The sequence below is a fragment of the Paludibacterium purpuratum genome, from assembly GCF_004363805.1.
In the GTDB taxonomy this organism is placed as follows: Bacteria; Pseudomonadota; Gammaproteobacteria; order Burkholderiales; family Chromobacteriaceae; genus Paludibacterium; species Paludibacterium purpuratum.
In genome coordinates this window covers 113,252-126,390 of sequence record NZ_SNZP01000006.1, presented here as the reverse complement: position 1 = coordinate 126,390, position 13,139 = coordinate 113,252, and the positions used below count along the sequence as shown (strand labels likewise).

8 protein-coding genes are annotated in these 13,139 nt (G+C 59.7%); 3 read left to right on the top strand and 5 right to left on the bottom strand.

Annotation, left to right across the window (positions count from 1 at the left end; all coding sequences use genetic code 11):
• The first annotated feature begins 259 nt into the window (after window positions 1-259).
• On the top strand, window positions 260-2,065 hold the full coding sequence (locus DFP86_RS08785; RefSeq protein ID WP_133680242.1) for a methyl-accepting chemotaxis protein: 1,806 nt from the start codon (window positions 260-262) through the stop codon (window positions 2,063-2,065).
• Between the two features lie 33 nt (window positions 2,066-2,098).
• Here the strand turns inward: DFP86_RS08785 and DFP86_RS08780 are convergent, their stop codons facing one another.
• From DFP86_RS08780 to DFP86_RS08770, 3 genes are all read right to left on the bottom strand, one after another.
• The gene (locus tag DFP86_RS08780) at window positions 2,099-2,959 is read right to left on the bottom strand and encodes an HDOD domain-containing protein (RefSeq protein WP_166642204.1); all 861 of its coding nucleotides are present in this window, start codon (window positions 2,957-2,959) and stop codon (window positions 2,099-2,101) included.
• Window positions 2,960-3,109: 150 nt separating this feature from the next.
• The gene (locus tag DFP86_RS08775; RefSeq protein ID WP_424991625.1) at window positions 3,110-4,537 is read right to left on the bottom strand and encodes an amino acid permease; all 1,428 of its coding nucleotides are present in this window, start codon (window positions 4,535-4,537) and stop codon (window positions 3,110-3,112) included.
• 903 nt (window positions 4,538-5,440) lie between these two features.
• Window positions 5,441-6,319, bottom strand: a complete 879-nt coding sequence (locus DFP86_RS08770; RefSeq protein ID WP_133680236.1) for a hypothetical protein — start codon at window positions 6,317-6,319, stop codon at window positions 5,441-5,443.
• Between the two features lie 201 nt (window positions 6,320-6,520).
• On the opposite strand from DFP86_RS08770, the gene DFP86_RS08765 reads away from it, so the two are divergent.
• Window positions 6,521-7,900 carry an L-serine ammonia-lyase gene (locus tag DFP86_RS08765; protein ID WP_133680234.1) on the top strand — a complete coding sequence of 460 codons (1,380 nt, stop codon included), beginning with the start codon at window positions 6,521-6,523 and terminating at the stop codon, window positions 7,898-7,900.
• Window positions 7,901-7,930: 30 nt separating this feature from the next.
• On the opposite strand, the gene DFP86_RS08760 is transcribed toward DFP86_RS08765, so the two are convergent.
• The gene (locus DFP86_RS08760) at window positions 7,931-8,794 is read right to left on the bottom strand and encodes an EamA family transporter (protein WP_279526895.1); all 864 of its coding nucleotides are present in this window, start codon (window positions 8,792-8,794) and stop codon (window positions 7,931-7,933) included.
• A 210-nt stretch (window positions 8,795-9,004) separates the two neighbouring features.
• Between DFP86_RS08760 and DFP86_RS08755 the strand changes: the two genes are divergently transcribed.
• Window positions 9,005-11,059, top strand: coding sequence for a phosphocholine-specific phospholipase C (locus DFP86_RS08755; RefSeq protein WP_133680230.1), 2,055 nt, complete (start codon window positions 9,005-9,007; stop codon window positions 11,057-11,059).
• Here the strand turns inward: DFP86_RS08755 and DFP86_RS08750 are convergent.
• The gene (locus DFP86_RS08750; RefSeq protein WP_133680227.1) at window positions 11,056-12,837 is read right to left on the bottom strand and encodes an ABC transporter ATP-binding protein/permease; all 1,782 of its coding nucleotides are present in this window, start codon (window positions 12,835-12,837) and stop codon (window positions 11,056-11,058) included. The genes DFP86_RS08755 and DFP86_RS08750 overlap by 4 nt on opposite strands.
• Window positions 12,838-13,139 lie beyond the last annotated feature (302 nt).

The window sequence follows — 13,139 nt, the reverse complement described above, 5'->3', positions numbered from 1 at the left end:
GATCCGAAAACCAACGCCTTGGAAGATCCGACTGACGATTGTAAAAAAGGGTGGGCGTGCTATGCCAGTGGGCTATTGTTGATTCATGTCAAAATTAGCGTTCTCTTGTTTTGGCAACAACTAGTTGTAAAACAATTTCTTAATATGACGTTTGTTGTTTTTAATGCACTAGTCATTTAATGAAATTTGGGTGACAATCTCTCGCTAGATAAAAAATTCTCGCAGATAAGACAGTGGGAATGGATGGGGGGAGAAACGAATGGCATGGTTCTGGCGCGTCTATCAATTTATCGAAAAAACCTTCTGGAACAGTTTGGGCAAGAAGCTGGCCAGCTTTTTGTTCATTAGCCTGTTTCAGTTGCTGCTGACGCTGTATCTGTACTGGCAGCTCGACAGTGTGCGTAGCGCGTTGCGCGCCGGCCCGATTGGCGAAGCGGCACGGCAGACCCTGGCGGGCACGGTGGATTCGGTGCTGTTCTGGACTTGGGGTTTCTGGCTGTTCTGTTTGGTTTTTATCGTCGCCCAGATCTGGTATCTGCGTTTTTTGATCGTGCGGCCGATCCGCATGATCATCACCATTTTCAACGAGATCGGCGACGGCGAGGGCGATCTGTCGCGCAACATCCCGACCGTCACTTTCGACGAAATCCGCGATCTATCGTTGTCCTACAATCGTTTCGTCACCAAGATGCGCGAGATCATCAGCCATGTTAGGTTGATGTCGGTGCGCATCGCGCTCGACTCGGCGCGCACGGGTAAAAACGTGGCCGAATCGCTCGGCATGGCCAAGGAGCAGGACTTGTGCGCGACCCGCGTGCACGAGACCAGCGACGAATCGACACGCGGCGTCGAGCAATTGACGGTACAGGCGCACAGTATTTCCGATACCACGCAGAGCAATCTCGCCGTGGCGCGCGCCTCCTTCGACGAGCTCAATCTGGTCGCCGAGCGTATCGGCGTCATCAGCGAACAGGTGCAGCATTTCAATACCACGGTGGAAGACCTGAGCCAGCGTTCGGCCAGCATCAAATCCATCGTCGATCTGATCCAGGCCATTTCGGACCAAACCAATCTGCTGGCGCTCAATGCCGCCATCGAGGCCGCACGGGCCGGCGAGGCCGGCCGCGGTTTCGCCGTGGTGGCCGACGAAGTGCGCAAATTGGCCGAACGGGTCAAGGTCGCGACCAACGAGATTTCCGGCAACATCGAAGGCATGTTGACCTTGGTGGGCAATACCGAGGTCGAGACCGGCGAGATCCGCGCCGGCACCACCGAAGCGAGCCAGGTGGTGGCGCGCGCCTCGCAGAACTTCAATGCCATGATCGGCGACTTCGAGCGGACGGCCGATAGCCTGAACCATATGGTGGGGACGCTGGATAATCTGGCCGATTCCAATCGGCAGATCAACAGCCATGTCAGCGAGATCCATTCGCTGGGACAGGATGTCAAACAGCGCTTGGATCTCACTCAGCACGCCGCCAACGAACTGGCCGGCGATACCGAGCAGGTGCAGGAGCTGGTGTCGCGTTTTGTGGTGGGAGAAGGGCCGTTCGACCAGATGGTCAATCGCGCACGCCACGCCCGCGAAGAGTTGCAGCGGCTGTTGGCGCAAAGCCAGGCCAGCGGCATCGATGTCTTCGATCAACGTTATCAGCCGATTCCCGACACCGTGCCGCAAAAGTATGCGACCCGATACGATAAGCAGTTGGAGCGTGCACTACAGGGGATTTACGATGGCTGCGCAGGCGATGTTCCCGCCAGTCGCTTCTGCGTGATGACCGATACCAACGGCTATGCGCCGACACATATGAGCAAGGCTTCGCAGCCCCTGACCGGCAAACCCGAGGCGGATCTCGTCAATAGCCGCGACAAGCGTATTTTCAACGACCCGGCCGGCCTTAAGTCGGCGCGCAACACCCGGCCATTCCTGCTGCACACCTACTGCCGCGATACCGGGGAAGTGCTGGCGGAAATATCGCTGCCGGTCCACGTCAACGGCAAGCACTGGGGCGGTTTGCGCCTAGGCTTCGACCCGATGGCGCTGTTGCAGCAAAGCGGGCAGTAACCGCGGCGGGCAGGGCGCCCGCCGCGCGATCGATCACACCTCCAATTGGTGGTGCATATGATCGGTCCAGTCCTCGAACTCGTTTTCGTCCAGACCGATTGTCCTGAGTATGTCCGCTTTGATTTCATTCCAGCCGGCGTCGATATTGCCGGGTGTCAGCGTGCGCCAGACATAGGTCGCGGCGCGGGTGACGGCCATCGACTGTCGTGTTTCGCTACTGATCGGCTGTTCGATCTGCAGGTCGTACACCATGGGATCGAATTGCAACAGAATCGCGCAGCAGAACTGTTCCGGCATGTTCCAAGCGCGCGCCACTAGGTAGCCTACCGTGTCATGGCTGGTTCCGTGCTGCTCCTGCTCGATTTTCGGTATCCGGCCATCGGGCGCCATCTCGATCAACTGCAGCGTGTGTCCGAATTTTTTGTAGCGCATCAGCATCAGCGCGATACCGCAACCGTGGAACAGCGCATAACTTTGGCAATCTTCCGGCGTGTGCAGGATGTGATGGCACAGCGCCTTGCTGATTTGGGCGATCAGCATGGCGCGCTCCCAAAATTGCTCGATGCTGGGCGGCGCTTCGCCGGTCAGGCGGCTGCGCAGCACCAGTCCGCTGATCAGATTGACCACGTTTTTGCTGCCGAGGATATTGATGGCTTGGGAAACCGAACTGATGGTGCGCGAGCGGGAGATCAGCGGGCTGTTGGCGGCTTTGAGCAGTGCCGCCGATAGTGAGACGTCCGATTCGATGACTTGGCTGATCTGCTGCCAATTGACGTTCGAGTCGTCGCGCAATTTGATCAGGCTATCCAGGACGGCCGGGCGCGGCGGAATGACCAGGTTTTTTAGCAGTTTGTCGCGTGCGTCCGGGCTGATCAGCACTTTCTCGTCTGGCATGATTGACCTCATGAAGCAGGATCTCTATCCCGTTTTCTCTCGCATCGATAGACAGGTAGGTCGGATGGCTGTTTGAGTTATAGGCCTCGTTCTGGCTGTTTAGAAAAAAAATCGGGCACCCTTGGGTGCCCGAATTGCCACTGCAATCGCTTACTCCTGTACTTCTGCCATCAACCGGCCACCTTGGTAGTCGATATCGGACAGCGGCACCACGCGAGTGCGGTGTTTGTACTTGTAGCCGAGCCAGAACAGCACGAACAGCGGGATGCCGAGGTAGGTGGCGACAATGCCGTTCCAGTCGATCTTGGTGCTGGTGAACGCGGCATAATCCTGGCCCAGCATGATCAGCATGCACAGCGAAAAGGCGAAGATCGGACCCAGCGGGAACCACAGCGCGCGGTAGGGCAGGCTTTGCAGCTCGATGCCTTGTGCGACCAACCCCTTGCGGAAACGGTAGTGGCAGACGGCGATGCCGAGCCAGGCGATGAAGCCGGTCATGCCCGCCGAGTTGAGCAGCCACAGGTAGACGTCGTTGTTGTTGAACAGCGAGGTCAGGAAGCACAGGCCGGCAATCGCCGTGGTGACGTACAGCGCATTGCGCGGTACACCGCTCTTGGACAGTTTGCCGAATGCCTTGGGCGCCATGCCGTTATGCGCCATGGTGTACAGCATGCGGGTCGAGGCATACATGCCCGAGTTGCCGGTCGACAGCACGGCCGACAGGATGGCGGCATTGATCAGGCTGGCGGCGAAGGCCAGGCCGGCACGCTGGAATACCAGGGTGAACGGGCTCGCGCCAACGTCTTCCATGCCGTTCTTCAACAGCGACGGGTCGTTGTACGGCAGGATCATGCCGATCACCAGGATCGACAGCATGTAGAACATCAGGATCCGCCAGAAAATCTGACGCACGGCGCGCGGGATGGTCGCCTTGGGATTATCCGCCTCGCCGGCCGCCACGCCGATCAGCTCGGTGCCTTGGAAGGCGAAACCGACGATCATCGAGACACTGATAAAGGCCGGGATGCCGCCGACGAACGACGAGCCGTTCATGGTGAATACCGCCAGGCCAGGGTGAATGCCGCGCAACGTCGGCGCGGTCATGATGCCGACGATCATCAACAGACCGAGGACAATGAAAATGATGATGGTGATCACCTTGAGCAGCGAGCACCAGTATTCGGCCTCACCGAACCCTTTGACCGAGAAATAGTTCAGCGCCACGATGATGCCCAGGAAGAGCGCGCTCCATATCCAGCCCGGGGTCACGGGAAACCAGTAATGCATGATGATGGACGCCGCGGCCAATTCGACCGCGATCGTTACTGCCCAGCTGTACCAATAGTTCCAGCCGAGTGCGAAACCGAAGGCCGGATCCACGAAATTGGATCCATAAACCTGAAAAGAACCGGAAACCGGCATGTATGCGGCCATTTCTCCCAGACTGGTCATCAGGAAGTAGACCATCAAGCCTACGACGCCGTAGGCAAGTAGGGCCCCGCCGGGACCCGCGGAGGCAACTGTCGCTCCAGAGGCAAGGAACAAGCCCGTGCCGATTGAACCCCCGATTGCAATCATGGACAGGTGGCGTGACTGGAGCTCACGCCGCAGTCCAGGAGTTTCCCGGTTTTTTTCCATAATTATTAATTCCTAGTTGTTATCGATGCGGCTTGCTCTGTATTTTCCGCACCGGTTGGGCTTGCCAAGGGACAAACCATCAATGACTCGGGACCAGCGAGACCCGAGGGCGCTTTACGACCAAGAACCCGCCTCCCACTCCCGCGTGGCGGACTCTCGCTCCCAACAACAACGGACCACCCATTAGCTGGGTGGGGGCTACGCACATGACGACTGCACCTATCTTCATTCAACACCGGAAAACGCAATCTGTAAGCCACGAATTTTCCTGTGCATGAGCACTGCGCGGCAAAATCGGCATACATCCTGACCGGGTGGGCAGTGATGCACGATAGATCCCGAATATTGCAAAGTAGCGACAGCGCTCGGAAAACACGTGTTACGTGTTAGCGATTCCGAAAGAAATGGACGAGGGAAAAATAGCTGGACGGGGGTACGGCAAGATCCCGGGACAACGATTCCACCTCGCTCATCTGGCGGAATCGGCTGTTCCGGTCAGATGAGCTTCGGCGTACTTAACCTATTCACCAGGCGTGCGGCTACCACCCCGCAAGCTGCGGGGTTGTGCGTGGTGGCGGTCAAGTAGATAGTCATCATGGGGCGCGATCCTAGACCACAAACATGCAGGGCGCAAGACGAAATATGCAACAAAAGTGGAGGTTTTTTTAGGGTGGGGCGCAAACCACGCTATATGGTCATCGCGCATGAAATTTCCGGCAGTAAAGCGTGGTATTTTTACCGCACTTTTGGCTAGGTGATATGAGCTCGTCGGAGCGGTTTTAACCGCGATTTGCCTGCATTCGCGGTTGAAACCGCTCCTAGGTGTGGACGAGCCTCTTTTCGTTACTTGCCGGCGCGTTCTCCGCTTTGCCACTCTCTGGCGAGTGCTTGCCAGCTCGCCTGGTGCGGCGCGAGGGACTGGCTGGCTTGCTGGATCAGCGGTTCGAGACGGGCGCTTTCCCCCGCCGCCCAACGGGCCTCGGCGCGCGCAAGCGTCCGCGCGGCATCGCTTGCCTGGAATGAGATGAAAGCCGGCAGGTCGGATCGGTAGCGCTGACCGATACGGTCGAGCGCTGCGCCGTCTTGTACGGCCAGCAAGTCGCTGATGACGCCGAACGCCGCCGGCATGCCCTTGCTGCGTTCGGCGGCAAGCGTGTTGGCGGCGGTCGATAGGGTCAACAGGCGCTGGCGCTGTTGCATGGTGGCGGCCGGCGGCATCTGATCGCGCCGGAATGCGAACGGCGTCGATGCCAGGCGAGCGAGGCCACTACCGACCAGATCGTCCAATTCGCGGTTGAAGCTCAGATAACGTTTGCCGACCGGCGCGCGCAGGAAGGCCAGCAGGGAGTCGGTTTGTGCCTGACTCAGCGTATCGGTCAGCGCCACTTCCAGCGAGGCGGTCATCTCGGCGGATTGCAAATGGGCGAAAGTTTGGCGCACGGCCGGGCGGATATCGGCGTCGAGTTGCGTCGAAAGCGCTTTGGTGCCTTCGGGGCCTAGCCGGTTATCCGGGTCGAGGGTGCGCAGGTTCTGTCGGATCAGCAGCGTGACGGCGCTGCGCTCGGCGGCGCTCAACTGGGCTTGGCTCATTCGGTTGGCGCCCAACAGCTGTGCCAGGGTGTGGGTGACGCCGGCAACGGGGCGGGGCGCCGAGGCATCTGCGGCGAATGTCGGCATCGCGCATAGCAGCGCGGCGCAGAGTGCGAAGTGACGTAAGTGCATACGACATACTTTTCATTAGCTTTCTAGGGCTATCAACATAACATAAAACCCTGTCGGGCCGAGGTCGCCCGATTGTCGATCATCGATTGTTTGACAGTACTGTTTGTTGTGAATAGATTCCGAGTACCTTACCCGTGACAGGAAATCACGGATTGCTGCATACAGAACTATCATTCAATAAGTAAAAACAGGGTTGAAGCCATGGCTATCAGTGTTTTCGATTTATTCAAGGTAGGGATCGGCCCTTCCAGCTCACATACCGTGGGCCCGATGCGCGCCGCCTGCCGTTTCGCCAATTGCCTGAAGAACCGCGATCTGCTGGGGAGCGTGGTGGCGGTCAAGAGCGAGCTGTTCGGTTCGCTGGGTGCCACCGGCCGCGGGCATGGCTCGGATGTCGCCGTATTGCTCGGTTTGGAGGGTGAAGAGCCCGATACCGTGGACACCGACAGCGTCCAGCCGCGCGTGGCGGAGATCCGCGCGCAAGGGCGGCTGACGTTGCTGGGCCAGCACCCGATCGCCTTCGACGAAAAGGCGCATTTGATTCTCTATCGCCGCGAGACCTTGCCCTACCATCCGAACGGGATGCGTTTCACCGCGTTCGATGCCGAAGGCCAAGTGGTTTTCACCCGGATCTACTATTCGGTCGGCGGCGGTTTCGTGGTCAACGAAGAGGCGGCCGGCGCTGACCGCATCGCATTGGATAGCACCGAGTTGCCCTATCGCTTTCACAGCGCCAAGGAATTGTTGGCACTGTGCCGCGAGCATGGCTTCAGCATCAGCCAATTGATGATGGAGAACGAAAAGGTCTGGCGCAACGAAGCGGAAGTGCGTAGTGGACTGATGCATATTTGGGAGGTCATGCAGGCTTGTGTGCGGCGCGGCGCCGAGCGCGAAGGCACGATGCCCGGCGGCTTGCATGTCAAGCGCCGTGCCGCCGAATTGTATCGCAAGCTGTCCAGCCATCCCGAGGCAGGTCTCAAGGATCCGCTGACGGTGCTGGATTGGGTCTCGTTCTATGCTTTGGCGGTCAATGAGGAAAATGCCAGCGGCGGTCGCGTCGTCACCGCGCCGACCAATGGCGCGGCCGGCATCATTCCGGCGGTGCTGCACTACTACACGCGCTTTTACCCCGGTGCCAGCGAGGAGGGGGTGGTGCGTTTTCTGCTGACCGCGGGCGCCATCGGCATCTTATACAAAGAGAACGCATCGATTTCCGGCGCCGAAGTCGGTTGCCAAGGCGAAGTCGGCGTCGCGTGTTCGATGGCGGCCGGTGCGCTGGCCGAGGTCATGGGGGGGAGCATCGAGCAGGTGGAAAATGCCGCTGAGATCGGCATGGAGCATAACCTGGGTCTGACCTGCGATCCCATCGGCGGATTGGTGCAGGTGCCGTGCATCGAACGGAATGCCATGGCGTCGGCCAAGGCGGTCAACGCCGCCCGTATGGCGCTGTTCGGCGATGGCCACCATTTCGTTTCGCTCGACAAGGTGATCAAGACGATGCGCGAAACCGGTGCCGATATGAAGGATAAGTACAAGGAAACGTCGCGCGGCGGCCTGGCGGTCAATGTGATCGAGTGCTGACGCGGCGATAGGCGATCCGGGGCGCGTCGCTCAGGATGGGCAGGGCGCGACGGGCGCCGGTGCGCGAGCGCGCGCCAGCGCCAGTCCGGCCGCTGCTCCCAATACCAGTGCGCTACCGGCGAGCGCGCTCGGGTTCAGCGTTTCTCCAAGAAAGGCCAGTCCCAAGCTGACCGTGACGACCGGCTCCAGGGTCGACAGGACCGAGGCCAGTGTCGGGCCGACGTGGCGTAGGCCCATCAGGAATGCCGAGTTGGCCAATGCCGAACTGAAGCAGGCCAGTGCCAGCAGCGCTCCCCAGCCGGTCGGACTGGCCGGCAGTGTCAAGTGCCAGGCGGCGATCAGGCCATCGATCACCGCCGCGCTGACGATCACGACCCAAGCGGCCCCCAGCGGATTCACCCCTTGGCCGAAGCGGCTGTTGCACAAGATGTAGATGGCGTAGAGCAGCCCTGACAGCAACGACAGAATCACGCCCAATGGACTGCCGGCATGCATCGACTGCCCCAGCAGCAGATAGAGTCCTACCGCGCAGGTTGCCAGCGCAATGGTTTCGGCCCGACCGAAACGATCCAGCCCCAGTAGTGCGCCAAGCACCGCCACCATGATCGGATAGACATAGACCAGCAGCGCCACCAGCCCGCTGCTGGCGTAGTGCAGCGCCGAGAAATAGGTCCAGGCCATCGAGGCGAACAACGCGCCCAATCCGGCAAATCCCCACAGCTCGCGACCGCGCGGCAATGCGATCCGCTGGTGTCGTACCCAGAAACCCAACACCACCGAGGCCAGCGCGAAGCGCAACGCCAAGAGCGAAGTGGTGTCGACACCATCCGCATAAGCAAGTCGCGCGAACAGCGCCATGCTGCCATAGCCGCATGCGGCCATGACAATCCACATTAATCCGGCAAGTTTTGAGCTCTTTGTCATAAATGATAACTATTTGTCATTGCATACTGTCAGTGTATCTAGCCGTCTCGGTAGTGACAACCCGTGGTTTTCGCGCGATGACGGCTAAGTAAACTGGTCGGATGGCCATGGCCATTCCGGCTGCCTTGTTCTTTGATTCAGCGGTAGTTCAACGAGAGCGAAACTAAGAAAGGAGGACGAATGCAGGCGAATAGACGCATGTTTCTGAAGGGTATGGCGGCCGCCATGGGGGCGAGCGCTTTGCAAGGCGCATTGAGCGCACCGATTTTACGCGCCTTGTCGTTGCCGGGGGCCAACCGGTATGGCGACTTGAGGGATGTCGAACACATTGTGATCCTGATGCAGGAGAACCGCTCGTTCGACCATTACTTCGGCACCCTGCGCGGGGTGCGGGGCTTTGGCGATCCACAGCCTATTCCGCTGCCCGGCGGCAAGCCGGTGTTCTATCAGCCTTGGTTGCCGGGGCCGGCCGGCAATCGGGTACTGCCTTTTCATCTGGATAGCCGCGCGAGCAGTGCGCTGTGCCTGCATAGCCTGGATCACAGCTGGAAAGTATCGCAAACCATTTGGCGTAACCACGATGCCTGGGCCTGGCTCAAAACCCCGCTGTGCATGGGGCACTTCACTCGGCAGGATATTCCGTTCTATCACGCCTTGGCCGATGCTTTCACCATCTGCGATGGCTATCACGCCTCGGTTCAGGGGCCGACCGATCCCAACCGGTTGTACTTGTTCAGCGGTACCTGCGGGCAGCACGTGAACAACGACGACGATGGCAACAATACCGCCGACATGGCCAACGACCGGGCCGGCTATGCCGGCTATACCTGGACCACCATGGCGGAACGCCTGCAACGCGCCGGTGTCAGTTGGCAGGTGTACCAGGAGTACGATAACTACGGCGACAACGCCTTGGCCTATTTCAAGGCGTTTCGCAATTTGGATCGACAAAGCGAAGCATGGCGCCGCGCCCGCTCGATTGTGCCGGGCTCGACGCGCGCCAATGCCGCCACGTCCGACGCCAGCTACCTGGTGTCGGCCTTCGCACACGATGTGCAGACCGGGAATTTGCCGCAGGTGTCGTGGATTGTCGCACCCGAGCGGCTTAGCGAGCATCCCGCGCATTCGCCGGCGTTGGGCGAGTCGTTGACCGCGCGCCTGTTGGCCGCGCTCGTGGCCAATCCGGATGTTTGGGCCAAAACGGTGTTCCTGATCAACTACGACGAGAACGACGGTTTCTTCGATCATATGCCGTGCCCGGTGCCGCCGTTGAATGCGCAGCAAGGAAAAAGCACGGTCAGTGTCGATGGCGAGCGCTATCAGCAAACGCCGATCGGTCTGGGGGTGCGGGTGCCGATGCTGGTGGTGTCGCCATGGAGCAAGGGCGGTTGGGTCTGCTCGGAGCAGTTCGATCACACCTCGGTGTTGCGCTTGATCGAACGGCGATTCGGTGTCGAGGAGACCAACATCTCTCCTTGGCGTCGTGCCGTCACGGGCGACCTCACCTCGGCCTTCGATTTCTCCCACTCCGATCTGTCCTGGCCGAGCCTGCCCGATCCGGCCGATTATCAGTCGCAGGCCGCCGCTTCGTGCCAACTGGCTATGCCGACCCCGCCCGCCAAGCCGCAACTACCGCGACAGGAGCCTGGCCGTCGCCCGTCGCGCGCCTTGCCCTACCGTCTGGGTTGTTATGCGAGCGTCGACGAATCGGGGCGGGCGCTGACCTTGAACTTCGTCAATCGCGGCGATGCGGGCGCGAGTTTGATCGTTTATGCGCCGCAACGGGTGGATGGCCCTTGGCATTACACCGTCGGCGCACGTTCGCGGCTGTCGGATACTTGGCATCAGCCGCTGGGCGACGGGAGCTACCGCTATGTGGTGCACGGGCCGAACGGTTTTGTGCGCGAGTTCTGCGGGGTGCACGACGATCCGAAGGTGGATTTGCGCGTGCACGAGGATCCGCAGCAGCATGCTTTGCGCCTGGTGCTGATCAACCGCGGCAGCCAACCCTGCGTGGCGATGGTCGCCGCGGCGGGCAGCGCTTCGTCGGCGAGTCGGCTGACCCTGGCGCCGGGGCAGCGCTACGAGTTGCCATGGAGCGTGCAGGATCGGGATGATTGGTACGACCTGAGCGTGACCTTGGAGGGACGGTCGCATTGGCTGCGCCGCCTGGCCGGCCGGGTGGAAACCGGCCGGCATGGTTGGAGCGATCCCGCGTTGGCGACCGGGCGTTAAGCGCCGGCCAAGGCCCACCGGCCTTCGCCTTGTAGCAGCAATTGCCGTGGATGGTGCCGCAGCAGCGTGCTGCGGTGCCCGACACTGACCAGAACCGCTTGCGGCAGGCTCTCGCACAGCATGCTGTACAGCGCTTGCTCAAGCTCTTCATCCATGGCCGAGGTCGCCTCGTCGAGGAATGCCGCCTGGGGCTGGCCGACGAGCAGACGGCCGAAGGCCAGGCGTTGTTGCTCGCCCAGCGATAGGATGTGGCTCCAGTCGGCGGCCTCGTCCAAGCGCTCGACCAGGTACTCCAACTGCACATCGATCAGCGCCTGGCGCGCCGCCTTGTCGTCGGCGGTGGTCGGGTTGGGGTAGTACAACGCATCGCGCAGCGTACCGAGCGGCAGATAGGGTTTTTGCGACAGGAACATCACATGTTGTTCGGGGCGCACGATCCGGCCTTCGCAATAGGGCCATAACCCCGCCATGGCGCGCAACAGCGTGGTCTTGCCGACGCCGGAGCGGCCACGGATCAACAGCGGCTCGCCGGCGCGCACTTCCAGCGCGGCATCCGCCACCAACGGTCGTCCGTCCGGCCGGCGCACGGTCAGGTTTTCCAGGGCCACGCGCGCCCCTTCTTCGCGACGCTGCGGCACGGGCAATGCATTGGCCTGATCGATCGCCTGATCGAAGCCCGACAGCCGGTTCAGTACGGCGCGGTAAGAGGCGAAATCGTCGTAAGCCTGGCGGAAGAAGGACAGGCTATCGTGCAAGGTGGAGAACGCTTGCGCCGTCTGCATCATGTCGCCCAGGGTGATCTGCTTCGAGAAGAAGCGCTTGGCCTGGATGATGAACGGAAATACCACGGCCGTTTGGCTGACAACGAAGTTGAAACCTTGGAACTTCAGCGACCGATACACGATGCGCCAAGCGTTGGCGATGACCGCGCCGAAGCGGCTGCGCAGTAGTGCTCCCTCGACTTTTTCGCCGCAATAGAACGCCATGTTTTCCGCGTATTCGCGCACTCGCACCAGCGCGTAACGATAGTCGGCATTCAACTGCTCGTTGAGGAAGTTCAGCCTAATCAGCGGCCGGCCGATACGGAAGGCGAACAGGGTGGCGATCAATACATAGATGAAGATGGCGAACACCATGCCGCGTGGAATCTCATGGCCGAACAGCGGCAATACGCCGGATAGACCCCATAGAATAAAGGTGTAGGCGACGATGGAAACCAGCGCGTTGACCACCCCCGTCGACAGGGCCAGCGAGCCGCTGACCAGGCTCGCGATGTCTTGTTGCAGACGCTGGTCGGGGTTGTCGGCCGGATTGTCGAGGTACTGGCTGCGATAATAGGCTTGGCGCTCAAGCCAACGGTTTAGCAGATGTTCGTTGAGCCATTCGCGCCAGTGAATGTTGAAACTCTGACCGACGTAGAAGTCCAGCAGACTGCGCACCACGTGAACGGCGGCCAGTACGCAAAATACCAACAGCTCGCGCCAGAACGCCGATTCGTTCAACTGCTGCATGGCGGTATAGAAGCCGTTATACCAATTGGAGAACAGGACATTGACCCGAACCGCCAGCAAGGTGAGCAGCAGAACCAGTGCCAGTATGCCGAGTACGCGCGGATGACGACGCGGCGAGAAGTAGCTGCCGGTCAATTTCCAGAACTGCTTGCCCCACTGCGTGCTGCGTATTAACAACATGACGCTGCCGGTGCACAACAACACGACGATCAGGTAAGTTTTAAGCAGCCAAAGGCCGCTGGCGAGTAGTTCTTGACGCCAATCCATCGATTGCCTTTCTTATTTTGGATGATTACATCGCATAGTTTGTGATACTAGCATAGTGATTGGCGTTGACTGGCAGGACAGGGCTTAAATTTGAGTGTATTAATTAATTTGTGCTTTTAAACGATTGCTTGTTAATGACGTCTGCCATCTTTAATGATTTTTTGGCGGCGAACGGGCTGGATCAGTATTAAATGTTATACGAGTGCGTTTGATCCGGGGCAAAGGTCGCACCAGAATGTTATTTAACTTTATGAATTGTTTGCGGTAGGATCGTGGCTTCGTCAGTTGCACGGCATGCCAGC